23 protein-coding genes are annotated in these 17,338 nt (G+C 63.4%); all 23 read left to right on the top strand.

All coding sequences use genetic code 11. The features are described 5' to 3' along the window. Nucleotides 1-31: 31 nt before the first annotated feature. Nucleotides 32-766: a LexA family transcriptional regulator gene (locus ACPRTJ_RS03960; RefSeq protein WP_078480062.1), complete on the top strand. Its 735-nt coding sequence runs from the start codon at nt 32-34 to the stop codon at nt 764-766. Nucleotides 767-1,309: 543 nt separating this feature from the next. After that, nucleotides 1,310-1,693 (top strand): phage holin family protein, encoded by a 384-nt coding sequence (locus ACPRTJ_RS03955; RefSeq protein ID WP_100633082.1) that lies wholly within the window; start codon nt 1,310-1,312, stop codon nt 1,691-1,693. A 57-nt stretch (nt 1,694-1,750) separates the two neighbouring features. Further along, complete coding sequence (locus ACPRTJ_RS03950; RefSeq protein WP_236176925.1) at nt 1,751-2,770, top strand: hypothetical protein; 1,020 nt, start codon at nt 1,751-1,753, stop codon at nt 2,768-2,770. A 73-nt stretch (nt 2,771-2,843) separates the two neighbouring features. Beyond that, complete coding sequence (locus ACPRTJ_RS03945) at nt 2,844-3,362, top strand: hypothetical protein (protein ID WP_100633084.1); 519 nt, start codon at nt 2,844-2,846, stop codon at nt 3,360-3,362. Continuing rightward, nucleotides 3,359-3,919 carry a phage baseplate assembly protein V gene (locus tag ACPRTJ_RS03940; protein WP_043864286.1) on the top strand — a complete coding sequence of 187 codons (561 nt, stop codon included), beginning with the start codon at nt 3,359-3,361 and terminating at the stop codon, nt 3,917-3,919. Before ACPRTJ_RS03945 ends, ACPRTJ_RS03940 begins: the two co-directional genes overlap by 4 nt. Before the next feature lie 80 nt (nt 3,920-3,999). After that, the gene (locus ACPRTJ_RS03935; protein WP_282360560.1) at nt 4,000-4,326 is read left to right on the top strand and encodes a GPW/gp25 family protein; all 327 of its coding nucleotides are present in this window, start codon (nt 4,000-4,002) and stop codon (nt 4,324-4,326) included. Then, the gene (locus tag ACPRTJ_RS03930) at nt 4,323-5,204 is read left to right on the top strand and encodes a baseplate assembly protein (RefSeq protein WP_104572111.1); all 882 of its coding nucleotides are present in this window, start codon (nt 4,323-4,325) and stop codon (nt 5,202-5,204) included. The genes ACPRTJ_RS03935 and ACPRTJ_RS03930 overlap by 4 nt, the downstream gene beginning before the upstream one ends. A 1-nt stretch (nt 5,205) precedes the next feature. Continuing rightward, nucleotides 5,206-5,808 carry a phage tail protein I gene (locus ACPRTJ_RS03925; RefSeq protein WP_426428172.1) on the top strand — a complete coding sequence of 201 codons (603 nt, stop codon included), beginning with the start codon at nt 5,206-5,208 and terminating at the stop codon, nt 5,806-5,808. Then, nucleotides 5,808-7,724, top strand: a complete 1,917-nt coding sequence (locus ACPRTJ_RS03920) for a phage tail protein (protein WP_100633087.1) — start codon at nt 5,808-5,810, stop codon at nt 7,722-7,724. The genes ACPRTJ_RS03925 and ACPRTJ_RS03920 overlap by 1 nt, the downstream gene beginning before the upstream one ends. A gap of 2 nt (nt 7,725-7,726) precedes the next feature. Further along, a complete protein-coding gene (locus ACPRTJ_RS03915; RefSeq protein WP_426428171.1) occupies nt 7,727-8,164 on the top strand; it encodes a phage tail assembly chaperone in 438 nt (145 codons plus the stop codon). Between the two features lie 67 nt (nt 8,165-8,231). Beyond that, nucleotides 8,232-8,417: a Com family DNA-binding transcriptional regulator gene (locus ACPRTJ_RS03910; RefSeq protein WP_081315177.1), complete on the top strand. Its 186-nt coding sequence runs from the start codon at nt 8,232-8,234 to the stop codon at nt 8,415-8,417. Nucleotides 8,418-8,427: 10 nt separating this feature from the next. Next, nucleotides 8,428-8,760 (top strand): hypothetical protein, encoded by a 333-nt coding sequence (locus ACPRTJ_RS03905; protein WP_088514470.1) that lies wholly within the window; start codon nt 8,428-8,430, stop codon nt 8,758-8,760. A 109-nt stretch (nt 8,761-8,869) separates the two neighbouring features. Then, nucleotides 8,870-10,036 carry a phage tail sheath subtilisin-like domain-containing protein gene (locus ACPRTJ_RS03900; protein ID WP_043864279.1) on the top strand — a complete coding sequence of 389 codons (1,167 nt, stop codon included), beginning with the start codon at nt 8,870-8,872 and terminating at the stop codon, nt 10,034-10,036. 12 nt (nt 10,037-10,048) lie between these two features. Then, nucleotides 10,049-10,558: a phage major tail tube protein gene (locus ACPRTJ_RS03895; protein ID WP_043864278.1), complete on the top strand. Its 510-nt coding sequence runs from the start codon at nt 10,049-10,051 to the stop codon at nt 10,556-10,558. 9 nt (nt 10,559-10,567) lie between these two features. After that, nucleotides 10,568-10,867 carry a phage tail assembly protein gene (locus ACPRTJ_RS03890; RefSeq protein ID WP_043864277.1) on the top strand — a complete coding sequence of 100 codons (300 nt, stop codon included), beginning with the start codon at nt 10,568-10,570 and terminating at the stop codon, nt 10,865-10,867. A 140-nt stretch (nt 10,868-11,007) separates the two neighbouring features. Continuing rightward, the gene (locus tag ACPRTJ_RS03885) at nt 11,008-12,390 is read left to right on the top strand and encodes a hypothetical protein (protein WP_426428168.1); all 1,383 of its coding nucleotides are present in this window, start codon (nt 11,008-11,010) and stop codon (nt 12,388-12,390) included. Nucleotides 12,391-12,399: 9 nt separating this feature from the next. Further along, on the top strand, nt 12,400-13,245 hold the full coding sequence (locus ACPRTJ_RS03880) for a phage tail protein (RefSeq protein ID WP_054914985.1): 846 nt from the start codon (nt 12,400-12,402) through the stop codon (nt 13,243-13,245). Then, on the top strand, nt 13,220-13,426 hold the full coding sequence (locus tag ACPRTJ_RS03875; protein WP_236176929.1) for a tail protein X: 207 nt from the start codon (nt 13,220-13,222) through the stop codon (nt 13,424-13,426). Before ACPRTJ_RS03880 ends, ACPRTJ_RS03875 begins: the two co-directional genes overlap by 26 nt. 66 nt (nt 13,427-13,492) lie before the next feature. Then, complete coding sequence (locus ACPRTJ_RS03870; RefSeq protein WP_426428167.1) at nt 13,493-14,536, top strand: phage late control D family protein; 1,044 nt, start codon at nt 13,493-13,495, stop codon at nt 14,534-14,536. A 26-nt stretch (nt 14,537-14,562) separates the two neighbouring features. Next, a complete protein-coding gene (locus ACPRTJ_RS03865; protein ID WP_054914982.1) occupies nt 14,563-15,114 on the top strand; it encodes a glycoside hydrolase family 19 protein in 552 nt (183 codons plus the stop codon). Beyond that, nucleotides 15,111-15,605, top strand: a complete 495-nt coding sequence (locus ACPRTJ_RS03860; RefSeq protein ID WP_426428165.1) for a lysis protein — start codon at nt 15,111-15,113, stop codon at nt 15,603-15,605. The genes ACPRTJ_RS03865 and ACPRTJ_RS03860 overlap by 4 nt, the downstream gene beginning before the upstream one ends. A gap of 59 nt (nt 15,606-15,664) precedes the next feature. Continuing rightward, the gene (locus tag ACPRTJ_RS03855) at nt 15,665-16,147 is read left to right on the top strand and encodes a CinA family protein (protein WP_116053091.1); all 483 of its coding nucleotides are present in this window, start codon (nt 15,665-15,667) and stop codon (nt 16,145-16,147) included. A gap of 106 nt (nt 16,148-16,253) precedes the next feature. Then, nucleotides 16,254-17,336, top strand: coding sequence for a recombinase RecA (recA, locus tag ACPRTJ_RS03850; protein ID WP_043864269.1), 1,083 nt, complete (start codon nt 16,254-16,256; stop codon nt 17,334-17,336). Nucleotides 17,337-17,338 lie beyond the last annotated feature (2 nt).

Raw genomic sequence — 17,338 nt, 5'->3', positions numbered from 1 at the left:
ATTTGCGCACGAGATGGGTACTATGCACGTTATGCAAAAACGCAACGTAGCTACCGTCTTGAGAGCATTGCTCGACCGCCACGGGATCTCCCCCACGGAGCTTCACCGTCGCACCGGCGTGCCCCAATCCACCCTGTCGCGGATTCTCAGCGAGAAGATCGTCGATCCTTCCGACAAGCATGTGTCGAAGATCGCCGAGTACTTCGGCGTGAGCACCGATCAGTTGCGCGGCCGTGCCGACCTGGGCGATACCCGCCCGGCGAACGCGCCGCGCGCCGACGTGCAGCTGCAGGACATCAGCCTGTGGGATGACGACACCCCCGTCGAGGACGACGAGGTGTCCATTCCGTTTCTTCGTGAGGTCGAGTTGGCAGCAGGATCAGGACGATTCGTCATCGAGGAAAGCGAGAAGGCCAGCCTGCGCTTCGGCAAGCGCAGCCTGCGTCACAACGGCGTGCAGTTCGACCAGGCCAAGTGCGTGACGGTGCGCGGCAACAGCATGCTGCCGGTGCTGCGTGATGGCGCCACGGTGGGGGTGAATGCGGGCAAGAGCGGCATCGGCGACATTGTCGACGGCGACCTGTATGCCATCAACCACAATGGCCAGTTGCGCGTGAAACAGCTGTATCGCCTGCCCACGGGTATCCGCCTGCGCAGCTTCAACCGCGACGAGCACCCGGACGAGGACTACACCTTCCAGCAGATGCAGGAGGAGCAGATCAGCATCCTCGGGCATGTGTTCTGGTGGGGCATGTACGCCCGCTAGGTTCTGTCGCTACATCAAACCCGCCTCGGCGGGTTTTTTTGTGCCTGCAAATGCCTGCAGGGGACGGCCTTGCCGGCGAATGATCGCACCAAATATTTGCGGCAATCCCACTGAATCCTTCACCGGCAAGGCCGGTTCCTGCAAAAAAATCTACCCCTCAAGACAGCACTGCAGCGCAAGCAGGGCAAGGCTTTCATGCGTTAGCGCAAAACCGCGTGCATAAATATTTCCAAAAATGCATTGACTGCATATGCATTGATGCATAACCTTTGTCTCAAGCCGGTCAGACACCGGCAGTGGCAAAGGCAGCGATGAACAGGCCTGAACTGTTCAGAGGGTTGGCAACTGACCCGGGTGTGCAGCGTAAAGCACCGTAAGCAGTTATCCGGCGGGCAGGCGGCCGCGGTCGGAGGAACAATTTGAGGCGGGATCGCACGGCGCACCAGCAGTGGCCGGCGGTCCGACAACGCATTACTGAAAAGCCTGGGCGACCGGGCTTTTTGGAATGCCGAGTGATCGGCTGTTCAACAAGGGAGCACGAGCATGACAAACGAGCAACAGACGTTGCTGGAAATGCCGATCTGGCTGGTGATCGTCCTGGCATTGCTGGGCGGTCTGTCTGGCGAGATGTGGCGCGCAGACAAGGAGGGCGCCCGCGGCTGGGGCCTGTTCAGGCGACTGCTGCTGCGCTCCGGGGCCTGCATGGTCTGCGGCGTATCGACCGTGATGCTGCTGTATGCCAGCGGGCTGTCGATCTGGAGCGCCGCAGCCTTTGGTTGCCTGACCGCCATGGCGGGCGCCGACGTGGCCATCGGGCTTTACGAGCGCTGGGCTGCGAAGCGGCTGGGTGTGGCACAGGGCGTGCCGCCCCTGGCATCGGATGCGCCACTGCAGCGCGACCTGCGTGAGCGCGACCAGGAGCAATGATCATCGCAACACTATCGAAAGCCGCTTGAAGCGGCTTTTTCATGTCCGGAGAAACCTATGTCTGATAACACCCGCTTGTACGAGAATGCCGGCAACGTCGGCCTAACCCTGGCCCAGGGGCCGCGCGACGCGGTGATCTACGGCTCTGCCACGTCGGTCAGGCTGAGCAGGAATTTTGTTGCGATGGGCGGTTTTCGCTTTCGCGGCCAATACACACGGGGCATGGTTCCGACCTTCGCGATGGCTGACAAGGTCGCCAGCGTGGCGCCAGCCGGTCTCGGTGCCGAACGCAGCAACTGCAAAGAGAGCTGGTACGCCGCCTTTGCCTGTGCCAATGAAGGTGACGCCAGTGCCGTGGTGAAAACCATGCCGTTCCTGCGCGTGGGCAGTATCAGCGGCAACGTGATCACGCTGAACAAGGCCGGCGAGGGTACCCACGATATCGCTGAAAAAAGCTACGACTGGATGGCCGACAACAATCTTGCCGGTGTGCAGTGCCTGGTCATCAGTGAGGGCGGGCAGTGGTCCGGCCGGGTAGCGACCGTCGTCGCTAACACTGCAACCACCCTTACGCTCGACAACATAGGGGCGCTGTCCTTCGGCGCATTTTTGTTGCCCGCGCCCCCCGGGTTCGCACATTTCTGCTACCTGGCGTCGTTCTATCTGGACACCCATGAGGTGCGCAACATCTACGACACCGGCACCGAGGTGGTGTCCAGAGGCATTTACCTGCTACGACCCGAAACGCCCGGTGCAAGTCCAGGCCCTGTCGGCACCTTGATGGACTGCTCCGGGTATATCGCACCCTTGGCTACCGGCGTTCGAATGGACTCCAGGTGCGTCATGAGCACCTCTGCCACCGGTGACTACGCCGAGTACTTCTCGCCCGACAGCGGAAACCACGATGTACGTACCAACTACGACCTGAAGGACAACAGCGGCTCGCGCAGCTTCGTGTTCGGTGGCGTATCGCTGGCGTTCCTGTACCCGCAGACCTTCAATTTCAAGAATGCCGGCACGCTGGCAGCCAAGCGCTCCGAGGGCCGGATTGCGCCGACCGGCTGGTTCGAGCCGTAGTCGCCGCAGTGAACGCAACGCCCGCTGCAACCGCAGTGGGCGGCTTGCCGAAGAAGACACGAAAGGAGGGCTTGTGAACGAACTCAAGCTATTGAGCCAGGCCATTACCGCAACATTCCAGGCGGGTGTACCTGATTTCGCGACGGTTGAAGCGTTCAGCGCAGTCAACGAGCACACTCCGCAACCGGCACTGTGTCACACCATCACCGCTATGGAGGCAAGCGTTGACCCCGGCGATGGACGCTTGTGCATCCTGGCGCGTTTCGAGGCACGCATCCTGGTGGATGCACAGCAGCAACACGCCGCCCTGCAAGCCGCCACATTGGCGGCGAAATCAACGCTTGTGCTGCACAAGCAGTTCTGGGGCGTGGATTTCGTCGCGGCGACCCTCAATGTGAAGGCGCAGACGGCCATACCTGCCGAAGTACCCGGCACCCTGGAATGGCGGGTGCAATGGCAGCAGCCCGTTTACCTTGGCGACCTGCAGTGGCCCTGGCCAGACCAGCCACCCGGTTCGCTGCTGTTCGCCTTCAGCCCTGACACAGGGCCCGCGCACAAGGACAGCTACCAGGCACCGGAGGACATGGCATGAGTTACGCCAGCTCCATGCATGACCGCATGCTGGCGGCGTTGGTCATTCCATGTCGGGTGGTCGGCATCGACCTGGCAGCAGCGCGGGTACGGGTCTCCGATGGCGCCGGCTGGACCAGCGCCTGGGTGCGCTGGCACAGCCACGCGGCAGGCAAGGCCCGCCACTGGCGTGCGCCGAGCCTGAACGAGCAGGGCGCACTGCTCAGCCCCAGCGGTGAGCCGGCGCAGGGCACCTTCGTACCGGGCCTGTACGGCAATGCCGGCGCGCCACCCGACAACCGCGAGCACGTCGAGGTATGGCGCTTCGATGACGGTGGCTCGCTGGTCTACGACTGGCAGGCCCGCAGCTACAGCATCGAGCTGCCCGGTGGCACCGTCAGCCTCAAGGTGGCCGGCAGCTCGCTGCTGGTCACCGACAACGCAATCACCCTGAACGCCGCCAACATTGCCCTGACCGGTGAGGTGAGCATCAACGGTGGCCTGCGTGTGACCGGTGACATTCTGGGGGCCGGCAAGATCATCGACACCGGCGGCAACACCGCCAATCACAAGCACTGAACCCCGCCCGCCGACGCGGGCTTTTTTATGCCTGGAGACAACATGGCTAGTGAATGCATTCAGGCCAGGGAGGTACCGCGATGATCGGCATGAGCCGCCACGGCGGGCAGACGCTGTCCGGCATCGGGCACCTGCGCCAGTCCATCGAAGACATCCTCACCACCCCGCTGGGCAGCCGGCGCATGCGCCCCGACTACGGCAGCAAGCTGCGCCGTTTCATCGACCTGCCAGTCAACGAGGGCTGGAAGAGTGCGGTGCAGGCCGAGGTCGCCCGCGCCCTGACCCGCTGGGAACCACGCCTGAAATTGCAGCGGGTGCGCGTGGTGGCGGTAGTGGGCGGGCAGATCAGCCTGCAGCTGAGCGGGCAGTACCTGGGCGACAGCCAACTGCTGGAGATAACGGCATGAGCAACGTGGAACTGTCGGCGCTGCCCGCGCCGCAGGTGCTGGAAGACCTCGACTTCGAGGACATCTTCCAGGATGACCTGGCGGCCTTTCGGTCGCACATGGGCGAGAACTGGGACGCGCTGCTGGAAAGCGACCCGGTAACCAAACTGCTGGAGGTGGGCGCGTACCGCAAGCTGCTCAATCGGGCGCGGGTCAACGATGCCGCCAAGGCGCTGCTGCTGGCCTATGCCCAGGGCAGCGACCTGGACCAGCTGGCAGCCAACGTGCAGCTCAAGCGGCTGGTGGTACAGGCCGAAGACGCGAACAGTGTGCCACCGACCCTCGAAGTGCTTGAGGAAGACGATGCACTGCGCGAGCGGGTGCAACTGGTGTACGAGGGCCTGACCACCGCCGGCCCGCGCAACAGCTACATCCTGCATGCACGCAATGCCTCGGGGCAGGTGGCCGATGCCTCTGCAGAAAGCCCGTCACCGGCAGTGGTGGAGGTGACGGTGCTGAGCCTGGAGGAGAACGGCATCGCCAGTGCGCAGTTGCTGGCCGAAGTGGCCGCCTACCTCAACGACGACGATGTACGCCCTGTGGCGGACCGCCTGGAAGTGCGCAGTGCCGAGGTGATTCCTTATCGCATCGATGCCGTGCTCTACATGGCCGGGACGGGGCCGGAGAACGAAGCGACCCTGGCCGAGTGCCAGCGGCGCCTGCAGGCCTGGGTCAACCCCCGACGACGCTTGGGCGTGGAGGTCTCGCGCTCGGCCATCGATGCGCAACTGCACATCGCCGGTGTGAGCCGGGTGGAGCTGCGCAACTGGACCGACATCCGCCCGAGCAAGGCGCAGGCGGCCTGGTGCACCGGGTTCGAACTGACGCGGGGGGGCTGACATGCACAGCCTCCTGCCGCTCAACAGCACGCAGCTGGAACGGGCCGTCGAGGCGGCCTCCAACGAAGACCTCAAGGTCACCCTGCGCACCCTGTACAACCCCGATACGTGCCCGGCGAACCTGTTGTACCAGCTGGCCTGGGCCTGGTCGGTGGACCGTTGGGACGACACCTGGCCCGAGGCGATCAAGCGCTCGGTGATTCGCTCCTCGTTCTACGTGCATGCCCACAAGGGCACGATCGGCGCATTGCGCCGCGTGGTGGAGCCGTTTGGCTATTTGATCGAAGTGATCGAGTGGTTCAAGGCCACGCCCCCGTCGGTGCCCGGCACTTTCGCGCTGAAGATCGGCGTGTCCGAGGCGGGGATCAGCGAACAGACGTACCAGGAACTGACCTGGCTGATCGACGACGCCAGGCCCGTCAGCCGACACCTGAGTGGCCTGGTCATCAGCCTGGAAACCGCTGGGTCGCTTTACCTCGGCGCCGCGCTGCAAGACGGCGACGAACTTGACATCTACCCGCCTGCGCCGGCCGACCTCATGGTCATGGGGGCCATCGGGCGTGGTGGGCGAGAACACACCATTGACTATCTGGACATTTACTAATGGTTGATCAGAACTCCCAGTTCTACGCGATCCTGACCAAGGTGGGGGCCGCGAAACAGGCCAATGCGGATGCCCTGGGCATTCCTTGGAAAATCACACACATGGCCGTCGGTGACGCCAGTCCGGCAGGGCTGGACAACCCGCCGCTGCCAATGCCCGACGCGAGCTGGACCAGCCTGCTCAACGAGTGGCGGCGGGCGCCGCTGAACCAGCTCAAGGTCGACGAAAAGGACAGTGCGGTCATCGTCGCCGAGCAGGTGATTCCGGCCGAGATCGGCGGTCGCTGGATTCGCGAGGTGGGGCTGTACGACGCCGACGGCGACCTGGTGGCGGTGGCCAACTGTGCGCCTACCTACAAGCCGCTGCTCAACCAGGGCTCGGGTCGTACCCAGGTGGTGCGCATGAACCTGGTGGTCAGCAGCGCCAGCAATGTGCAACTCAAGATCGATCCGGGTGTAGTGCTGGCGACCCGCGAGTTCGTGACCGAGGAACTGGCCAAGCGCGACTTCAAGCACTCGGTGCTGGCTGCGACCACGGCCGCGATCACCTTGAGCGGGTTGCAGACGATGGATGGTGTTGCGCTACAGGCGGGCGCGCGCGTGCTGGTGAAGAACCAGGCCGCTGCCAAGGACAACGGCCTGTATCTGGTTGCCAGTGGAGCGTGGACACGTTGCCCGGATGCGGACAGCAGCGCCAAGGTCACGCCCGGCCTGCTGGTGCTGGTGGAGCGGGGTACGGCCAACGGTGACAGCGCCTGGCAACTGACCACGGATGCCCCCATTACTCTGGGCGTAACGGCGCTGGCGTTTGAAATGGCGTTCGGGCGCAGCGGGGTCGCCGCTGGCACCTATCGCAGCGTCAAGGTGGATGCTTACGGCCGCGTTGTCGCCGCGACGAATCCGACCACGCTGAGCGGGTATGGCATCACCGACAGTTACACCAAAGCGCAGATTGAAGAGATGATCGCCGAGGCCTCGGCGATGCCGGTGGGAGTCATGGCAGCACTGCCGGTGAACAAGATCCCGCCAGGCTGGCTTGAGGTCGATAACAGTGCGAAGAGTATCGCTGCTTATCCCGACTTGGCTGCGTTCCTTGGCGGCGCCTACAACAACGGCACAGAACCGGCGGGTTACTTCCGTTTGCCGGAGTCGCGCGGCGCTGCATTGCGGGGCTGGGATCATGGCCGTGGTATCGACGTCGGCCGTGCGCTGGGTGACGAGCAGCTTGATGCGATGCAGCGGATTACTGGCAAATTTGGCATCCGTGGTGCCTATCAGGGCGGCGTTATGGTTGCCGATCAGGAAGGGGCTTTCAAAGCGTCCTCAACTACTACCGCCGGCTTTTATGTTGCAAATGGCAGCACCAGTGGAGCATTTCAGGGTACTGAGTTCGATACGGGGCTTGTAGCCCGTACTGCCTCTGAAACCCGCATGCGCAACGTTTCTGTGGTCTGGTGCATCAAGGCCTGGAGTGCGCCGATCAATCAAGGAAACATTGATATTGCTGCGTTGGCCGCGTTGGCCGCTCAAGCGACCGAAACCAATTTGGGTATGGTGAGAATCGCCACCCAAGCGCAGGTCAACGCAGGCTTGGCCGATGATGTGCTCGTTACACCCAAAAAACTGCGCTGGGGGCTCACGGCCAGCTTCACTACCAATGGCTACCTGGTTTTCCCTTCCTGGCTTGGTGGGTTCACTGTGCAGTGGGGCGCGCTGTCAGGTAACGCGGGAGTGCGTGACCTCAACTTCCCTCTTGAATTTCCGAGCAGTGTCCTGCAGTTGATGCTCACCGGACAAGCCAGCCAGGCGACCGTCGGCGAGTACAACGACCAGTGGGTGAACTCACTGTCGAAGTCGGGTGCGGTGATCTATGCAGAGGCCGCTCAATCCATACGTTGGCTCGCCCTAGGACGATAAATATGCAGCGCTACTACAGTCTCTCCACCGCTACTACCTACCTGGAGGGCATTCACCTGGAAATGCCACCGGATGCCCGCCCTATCACCGAAGCGCTTTTTCTTGACGTGATCGCCAATCCTGATCCGAGCAAGGTACGCTCCCACGACCCCGATGGGCTGCCCATTCTGATTGAGCCCCCGCCGGTGGTACTGACTTTGGAAGAACATTCGGCCCGCGAGCGCGCAGGCCGTGATTCGCAAATAGGTGCTACGGAATGGTTAGTCACTCGCCATAGAGATGAGCTTGACATGCAGTTGACTACCAGCTTGTCAGCCGAGCAGTTCGCCGAGCTGCTGCAGTACCGCCAGGCCCTGCGCGACTGGCCCCAGTCTGAGCTGTTCCCAGTATCTGAGCACCGGCCGGTACCGCCGCTCTGGTTGGAAAGCATGACCCCCTGAAGCCCCGCACTGTCGGGGCTTTTTCATTCTTCAAGACCCTCCAGCAGATAATCACAAGGCATCGCAGATGTTGAAAGAATGCAGATGCGGCAGGTGCAAACGACTGCTTGCCCGTATGGGCGAGTTCACAGAACTCCAGATCAAATGTTCCCGCTGCGGAACGTTGAATCATGTGAAGGCCACGAGCCTCGAACCATCGCCTGTGAGCGACATGAACGCGGAATGTTCCGCTACCCAGCATTCGACTCGATAGGTGAAAAATCATGGAACCAGTAAAAGTAGGCAAGCATTTCTTCAACGCTCACCCGACCACGGTAACTCAAGTCTTCAGCCCGGAAGAAAACAAGGAAGGTGTCTATCTGCGCACCGCCACCATTTGCACCGGCGGCGGCATCATCAACCTGTACAGCGGTCCCAAGGCACCTGCTCGTCTGGGTGACATGACGGTGCACGCCATCATGGGCGGAGTAGCCAGTAGCAACAACTGGCAGTACACCCAACCCTACCCACTGCTTATCCCTGCTGGCTACGGGCTGTGGACCGTCTCGAACAACTCTGTCGCCGCGATCTCGCTGACCTGGGACTTCCTCGCCTGATTTTGGCCACCGCATCTGTACCTGCAACGGCCGGTTCACCCCGATAGTTGCCGATCCAACCTTACAAGGCCCTGCACCGCAGGGCCTTTTTCATACCCGGAGTTTACCCATGAGTGGTTTCTTTCACGGCGTCACCGTCACCAACGTCGACACCGGCGCCCGCACCATCGCGTTGCCGTCGTCCTCGATCATCGGCCTGGTGGACACTTTCACCGAAGGCCCGACCGCCAGCGCCAAGTTCAACGACCTGGTGCTGATCACCAGCGAGCGTGAAGCTATCGCCGCCTTCGGCGCCGACGCGGCCATCACCCGTGCCTGCCAGGCCATCTACCAGCGCGCCAAGGCGGTCATCGTCGCCTGCGGCGTGGCCAAGGTAGCCGACGCCGCCGAGCAGACCTCGGCCATCATCGGCAGCGTGCTGGCCGACGGCAAGCGTACCGGCCTGCAAGCGCTGCTCGACGGCAAGAGCCGTTTCAACGCCCAGCCGCGCCTGCTGGTCACTCCAAAGCACAGCGCAACTCAAGCCGTCGCCACCGCCCTGGTGGCCCTGGCCGACAAGCTGCGCGGCCTGGCCATCATCGACGGCCCGGCCACCACCGACGAGGCCGCCCTGGCCTACGCCGAAAACTTCGGTGCCAAGCGCGCCTTCCTGGTCGACCCGGGCGTGCAGTACTGGGACACCACCACCAGCGCCACCGTCGATGCAGCGGCCTCGGCCTGGGTCGCCGGCCTGTTCGCCTGGACCGACAACGAGTACGGCTTCTGGGCCTCGCCCTCGAACAAGGAGTTCGTCGGCATCACCGGCACCACCCGCCCCATCGAGTTCCTCGATGGCGACGAGACCTGCCGCGCCAACCTGCTCAACAACGCCAACATCACCACCATCATCCGCGATGACGGCTATCGCCTGTGGGGCAACCGCACCCTGAGCAGCGACCCGAAGTGGGCCTTCGTCACCCGCGTGCGCACCATGGACATCGTGATGGACGCGATTCTCTACGGGCACAAATGGGCAGTAGACCGTTCGATCACCGCCACCTACGTCAAGGACGTGACCGAAGGCCTGCAGGCGTTCATGCGCGACCTCAAGGCCCAGGGCGCGATCATCAACTTCGAAGTGTTCGCCGACCCGGAACTCAACAGTGCCAGCCAGCTGGAGCAGGGCAAGGTGTACTGGAACATCCGCTTCACCGACGTACCACCGGCCGAAAACCCCAACTTCCGCGTCGAGGTCACCAACCAGTGGCTGACCGAAGTTCTCGATAACGCAGCTTAAGGAGCACTAGCAATGGCAATGATTCCCGAAACCCTGGCGAACCTGAACCTGTTCGTCGATGGCACCAGCTTCCAGGGCGATGTCACCAGCCTGACCCTGCCCAAGCTCACCCTGAAAATGGAAGAGCACCGGGTGGGCGGCATGGACATGCCCATCGAGATGGACATGGGCATGGAGAAGCAGGAAGCCGGCTTCACCACTACCGGTGTGCGCCGTGAGTCGCTGAAGTTCTTCGGCCTGGCCGATGGTTCTGCGTTCAACGGCACCTTCCGCGGTGCCTTCAAGGGCCTCAAGGGCGCTGTCACCCCGGTGATCGTGACCCTGCGCGGCGCGCTCAAGGAAGTCGACATGGGCGATTGGAAGGCCGGTGACAAGGCCGAGGTCAAGCACACCGTCGCCGTCACCTACTACAAGCTGGAAGTCGGCGGACGCCTGATCTACGAGATCGACCCCATCGGCATGAAGCGCGTGATCGACGGCGTCGACCAGCTCGCGGCACAACGTTCGGCCCTGGGCCTGTAAGGACTTCTCATGACCCAAGCAAAGATCCCCAGCTGGATGAAGCTGAGCGCCGACGGCGTGGTGGTGGCGCTGACCCGGCCGAGCGAAGCCAATGGCATCAAGGTCGACAGCCTGTCGTTGCGCTCGCCTACGGTACGCGACATTCGTGCGGCTCAGTCGGCCGGCAGCGGCGACGACGAGCAGCGTGAGCTGAACCTGTTCGCCTCCCTCGCCGAGGTGGGCATCAAGGACCTGGAGGGCCTCGCGCTCAAGGACTATGGCCGCCTGCAGGCGGGCTATTTTCGCCTGGTGCAAGACGACGAGCTTTGACCCCTCCCTTCAGAAGGTGGCCGCCAGGCGGCTTGCCCGTGAGCTGAATTTTTCTGCCACCGAGATCATGACCATGTCGTTCAACGACATGGTCTGGTGGCTCACTGAGTGAGCCGGTTTTGCACGCACAGGGGGACCGTATGGCAAACGCGTTAGCGTTGAAACTGGTTATCGGCGCCTCGGTCAGTTCGACGATCGGCGCATCATTCAAGCTGCTTGAGGCGCGGATCCGGCAACTCAGGCAATTGAGCAGCGAAGGCAAGGGCGACCTGTACCCACTCGGGCACGAGACGCTGGGCAACGGGATGCTCGACAGCGCTTCTGGTGATCCGCCAGGCGCGAGAACTCAAGCAAAGACCGGGGGCGTCGTACAGGCTGCTGAAACACAGGGCTCCCGGCACAGGCTGACATTGTTGAAGAGCATCGACGGGCACTTGCAGGTGATCAGTTTCCAGGTCGCCGATGTTGCGCGCCGGCTTTCGCAATCGAAGCCCGCCAGGGTATTCGTAAACATCAGATCGCAAGCGGCACCGCAGGCACCCGCAGGGGCAGCTGCGGCTGCTTCACTGGAGACTGCAGCGCCTGCATCTCTGCCAACCGATGGGACACCTGCGGCGGGTCGGGTATCCGACCCGCTCAGCAGGAGGATGGCGGGGAGCGATGATACCGGGCCTCCGGCAAAGGGGCCGCAGCCCATAGGTATCATCGCTGTTGCCAGTGTTTTCAGGGCAGGGCCACGGAAGGCTGGCGTGCTGGGTGGCGACGCTCCCAAAGGCGCAAGGGCGCCGCAACGCGTGTTTGTCGTCAATGCCCAGGACTTTTGCTGCGGCGCGATAACTTCGAGAAGGGGTAGAGGGGGAAGAAAGAACAGCCCCTCCAGGCGCCGACCTTCATCTGCTCCGGTTGGGCGCTGGGAAAGCATCAAAGGTTACCTCGGCAAGGCTGTTCCGGCGATCAAGGCCGCTCGAGCGCCCGCAGCCGTCGAGGCCATCTACAAGTTCGGCAAGACCTTCCTCACTGCAGAAACCACCGAGCAGAAGGCCGAGGGATATGGTGGGGCAGTGGGCGGTTTTGGTGGCGCACTGGCCGGGGCTGCGCTGGGCGCTTTCGTTCCTGTCATCGGTCCTGCGATCGGTTCGGTGATCGGGGGTATTGTGTTCAGCGAGTGGGGCTCCTCGTTAGCCAAGAAGTGGTTTGCAGACGACGATGCTGCCAAGCCTCCTGCTGGCGAACCCACTCACTTGTCCAAGTCGCTGGGCGATGTCGCTCGTTCGATGAATCCCGGCGCTGGCGAGCCGATGACAATTCTGTCGTTGCCGCCTGCGCCACCTTCGATCAGCCCTGCGCCGCAGCCGATTGCCCAACAGATCACCTTCGCCCCGAACATGCCCATCACCGTGCAGGGCAGTGTCACCGACCCGGCCCAGTTGGCGATGAACATCGAGCCCATCATTCGACGTCAGTTCCTCGAACTGACCCGTCAGGCTTCGATGCGGCAACTGGCCGACCCCACATTTGTATAAGGAGCTGCCATGACCTACATGGACCAGTTGCACTCGGCCCTGCGGGCGCTGATCGCAGCGGGGGAGGCGGGCCGGCGCAGTGCCGACGAGATGCTGGAGCCCATGACCGGCGCCATCAGCGATATCGCCGAAGCCGCTGCCGCGCTCGAGGATATCCCCTACGTCGGGCCGCTGATCGGCGCCAGGCTGCAACGCACGATGCGCGCCATCAACCGGGCGCAGCAGGGCGTCGACAAGGTGCTGGGCCGTTACAGCCGCGCCGTGGCCAAGGTTGCGCTGGTGCAGGAGCGCATCGTCATATTCGAGCAGAAGGCGGCCAAGGCTGCCGCAGCCATCAACAAGGTGGCGGGTCGCATCAGCCCGTCGCTGGGCACGTTGCTGCCCACCGGCAGTTTCGCGCCGTCGGTCACGCCGGCAGCCGAGGTGGTCAAGCCGTTCCCGCACCTGCTCATTCTGCAGTCGTTGCAGGCGCAGGCGCAGCCTTACTACTTCAACCTCGACACCGCGACCTTCGATGAACTGCGTCGCCAGAGCGGCTTTCGCTGGGCGGGCCAGGAGCGCCTGAGCCGCCACCCGGCGCAGCAGGCGGTCGGGCTTGGCGAAGAGCGCATCACCCTCAAGGGCACGATCTTTCCCGGTGCCAAAAGCGGGCTCGGCCAGTTGCAGGCGCTGCGCAGCATCGGTCGGCAATTGCAGCCACTGAGCCTGACCACCGGCTACGGAGAGGTACTGGGCAACTGGTGCCTGACCAGCATCGAGGAGGACCAGAGCAGCCTGGTGGCTGGCGGCATTCCTCGCAAACAAGGCTTTTCATTGGAGTTCGTGAGCTATGGCGACGATCTGCAGAACCTCTGACGGCGATCTGCTCGACAGCCTCTGCCAGCACTACTACGGGCACCTCAACGGCAGCGTCGAAGCGGTACTCGATGCCAACCAGGGCCTGGCCGACCAGGCGCAGCCGTTTGGTGCCGGGGTGCTCATCAGGCTGCCCGCATTGACGCCCGCCCGCCAGCCCCTGGTGCAGTTGTGGGACTGAGCTGGCGCGCCCCCCCCCTGCCTGCCAGCGCTGCGTGCGCGGGCAGGCCCTTCTGGAGCAGCAACCATGCAATCTGTGTTTCGCATCGTGGCCGATGGCAAGGACATCACCGCGCTGATCAATGATCGCCTGCTGTCGCTGCGTACCACCGACAAGCCGGGCATGGACTCGGACGAGTTCGAACTGCGTATCGACGATCGCGACGGCGAGGTGGCATTGCCGGCACGCGGTGCCTTCATCGAGGTGCATCTGGGCTATGCTGGCCAGGCATTGACCCGCCTGGGGCGCTACGCCGTGGATGAGGTGGAGCTGTCCGGGCCGCCCGACAGCATCGTGATCCGAGGCAAGGCCAGCGACATGCGCGGCAGCGGCAAGACCACCCGCAGCGGCAGCTGGGAGAACGTCACCCTGCAGCAGATCGTACGCGAGATCGCCGCGCGCAATGGCTGGCAGCCAGCGTGCCCGGTGACGGTGCGCATACCGCGCATCGACCAGTTCAACGAGTCGGACTTCAACTTCATCACCCGTCTGGGGCGCCTGTTCGACTGCACCGCCAAGGTAGCGAACGGCGCGCTGCTGGTGATGCCGCGCCAGGCCGGCAAGAGCGCCAGCGGCAAGGCCCTTGGTAACGTCAGAATCAGCCGTGGCGACGTGCGCAGCTGGCAGTTTCGCATGACCGACAAAGGTACCCACAAGGCCGTGCAAGCCCGTCATCTGGACAGCAAGACCGGCCAGCAGAGCGTGGTCGACCTGCCCAACGACGACGCGCCCGACGGCCTGTCGCCTGTGCACACCGACCGCCACCTGTACCCCAACCGTAGCGCTGCCGAGCAGGCCGCCAAGGCCCGCCTGGCGGCGCTCAACCGCAGCACCGCCAGCCTGCGCCTGGAAATGCCGGGCCGCACCGACCTGTTCGTCGAACGCACCCTCGATGCCCAGGGCTTCAAGCCCGGCCTCGATGGCGAGTACCTGATCGAGTCGATCGAGCAGGTGTTCAGCGCGTCCGGGTGGAGCACCACGGTCGAGTGCAATGGCGGCAAGCAAGGCAAGGCCAGGGCCAAGGGCGGGCAGGGTAATGCCGGTCGTTCGCTCAAGGCCGGACAGGCCTGAACCCCTATGCATTTTGGAGAATGATGATGGTCATCACTCAGCAGAACTTGATGCAGATTCTTCCCGGTGCCGGCGCCAATGCCGGCATTTTTGTACCCGCCCTGAACACCGCCATGGCCCGTTGGGAAATCGACAACCCCCGACGCATTGCCGCCTTCCTCGCGCAGATCGGCCACGAGTCGGGCCACCTGCGTTACGTGAAGGAGCTGGGCAGCGATCGCTACCTGTCCCGTTACGACACCGGCGCCCTGGCCCTGCGCCTGGGCAACACGCCGGAGGCGGACGGCGACGGTCAGCGGTACTGCGGCAGGGGGCTGATCCAGGTTACAGGGCGCAACAACTACCGCGCCTGCAGCATGGCGCTGTTTGGCGACGAGCGTCTGCTGGAGTTGCCGCAGTTGCTCGAGCAACCGCGTTGGGCCGCCGAGTCGGCTGCCTGGTTCTGGCACTCGCGCGGGCTTAACGCGCTGGCCGACCGCGGTGAGTTCAACCGCATCACGCGGCATATCAACGGTGGCCTCAATGGCCTGGAGGATCGCCTCAAACTCTGGGCCCGCGCCCGCGAGGTGCTGTGTTGAACCGCTTGCACGCTGGCGTGCTGCTGAGCCTGGCGCTGCTGGCCTGCGCATTGACCTGGCAGGTCCAGGGCTGGCGCCTGGGCCGCCAGCTGGCGCAGCAGCAACAGGCCTGGGCATTCGAACGCCAGCAACTGGCCGAGCGTGCTGCCGCCGAGCTGCAGGGCGAACGCCAGCAACGTCATGTGCTGGAGCGCCAGCTGGATTTGAACGACAACACCCATTATCAGGAGCTTCTCGATGCACAACAGGCTCAGGCACGCTTGCGTGATCGGCTGGCTACTGCTGATCTGCGGTTGTCGGTCCTTCTCGACCGCGACGCCACCCCCGACCTGCCTGCCGCCCCCGGCGCCGGCAGCCTGGATCATGGCGCCCCACGCGCCCGACTTGACCCGGCGCATGCTCGACGAATTATCGCCATCACCGATGCCGGTGACGCCGGACTGATCGCCCTGCGCGCCTGCCAGGGTTACATACGCGCGCTCACACCTTGAGTGTTCAGCCACGCCGATAGCTGGTGTAGGGTAGGCGCCAGACCTTCAAGGAGCCCGCCATGGACCCGATCACCGCACTTTCTGCCCGGCTGGGGGAACACCTGCGCCGTTACAATGCCCAAGTCACCACGGCCGAGTCCTGCACCGGCGGCGGTATCGCCGAGGCCATCACGCGTATTCCTGGCAGTTCGGCCTGGTTCGAAGCGGGCTACGTGACCTACTCCAACGCCCAGAAGACTCGCCAGCTGGGGGTAGACCAGGCACTGTTCCAGCAGGTTGGTGCGGTCAGCCAGGAAGTGGTCGAGGCCATGGTGCGCGGCGCCCAGGCTGCCAGCGGGGCACGCTTTGCCGTGGCGGTCAGCGGTGTGGCAGGGCCCGATGGCGGCTCGCCGGCCAAACCGGTGGGCACTGTATGGCTGGCCTGGGGCGACGGTGCGCATGTGGCCAGCGAGCGCCGGCACTTCGATGGCGACCGCGATGCGGTGCGCCGACAAACGGTAATCGCCGCCCTAGAGGGCTTGTTACAGCTTGGCGCAGAGTAAATCGCAAATCGGGGGTAGGCGGAAAGAAAACCCTGTGGAATAATACTGGCTACTTATACAGGTGTTGTGGCCGTCAGGCCCTATCGATGATTACGTGAGGACTTCAATGGACGACAACAAGAAGCGTGCCTTGGCTGCGGCCCTGGGTCAGATCGAACGTCAATTCGGTAAAGGCGCGGTCATGCGCATGGGCGATCACGATCGCCAGGCGATTCCGGCAATCTCGACCGGCTCGCTGGGTCTGGACATTGCTCTGGGCATCGGCGGCCTGCCAAAGGGCCGTATCGTCGAAATCTACGGTCCTGAGTCGTCGGGTAAGACCACGCTGACCCTGTCGGTGATCGCCCAGGCACAAAAAGCCGGCGCCACCTGCGCATTCGTCGACGCCGAACACGCCCTCGACCCCGAGTACGCCGGCAAGCTGGGCGTCAATGTCGACGACCTGCTGGTCTCGCAGCCGGACACCGGTGAGCAGGCCCTGGAAATCACCGACATGCTGGTGCGCTCCAACGCTGTCGACGTGATCATCGTCGACTCCGTGGCGGCCCTGGTACCCAAGGCCGAGATCGAAGGCGAAATGGGCGACATGCACGTGGGCCTGCAGGCTCGCCTGATGTCCCAGGCACTGCGCAAGATCACCGGCAACATCAAGAACGCCAACTGCCTGGTGATCTTCATCAACCAGATCCGCATGAAAATCGGCGTGATGTTCGGCAGCCCGGAAACCACCACCGGTGGTAACGCGCTGAAGTTCTACGCTTCGGTACGTCTGGACATCCGCCGTACCGGCGCGGTGAAGGAAGGCGACGAAGTGGTCGGCAGCGAAACCCGGGTCAAAATCGTCAAGAACAAGGTGGCGCCGCCGTTCCGCCAGGCCGAGTTCCAGATTCTGTATGGCAAGGGCATCTACCGCAACGGTGAGATCATCGACCTGGGCGTGCTGCACGGTTTCCTCGAAAAAGCCGGTGCCTGGTACAGCTACCAGGGCAGCAAGATCGGTCAGGGTAAAGCCAACTCCGCCAAGTTCCTGGCAGAGAACCCGGAAATCGCCGCGACCCTCGAGAAGCAGATCCGTGACAAGCTGCTGACCGGTGGTGTTGAAGCTGCAGCTGCTGCGGCTGCTGGTAAAACGGCTGCTGCAGAACCTGAAGATGATCTGGTCGACGCTGACGCCGACGCCAACTTCTGATT

Source organism: Pseudomonas palmensis (assembly GCF_049942755.1).
In the GTDB taxonomy this organism is placed as follows: Bacteria; Pseudomonadota; Gammaproteobacteria; order Pseudomonadales; family Pseudomonadaceae; genus Aquipseudomonas; species Aquipseudomonas palmensis.
Note: the sequence above shows the minus strand (reverse complement) of the source record. Positions and strands in the feature narration are given on the sequence as shown.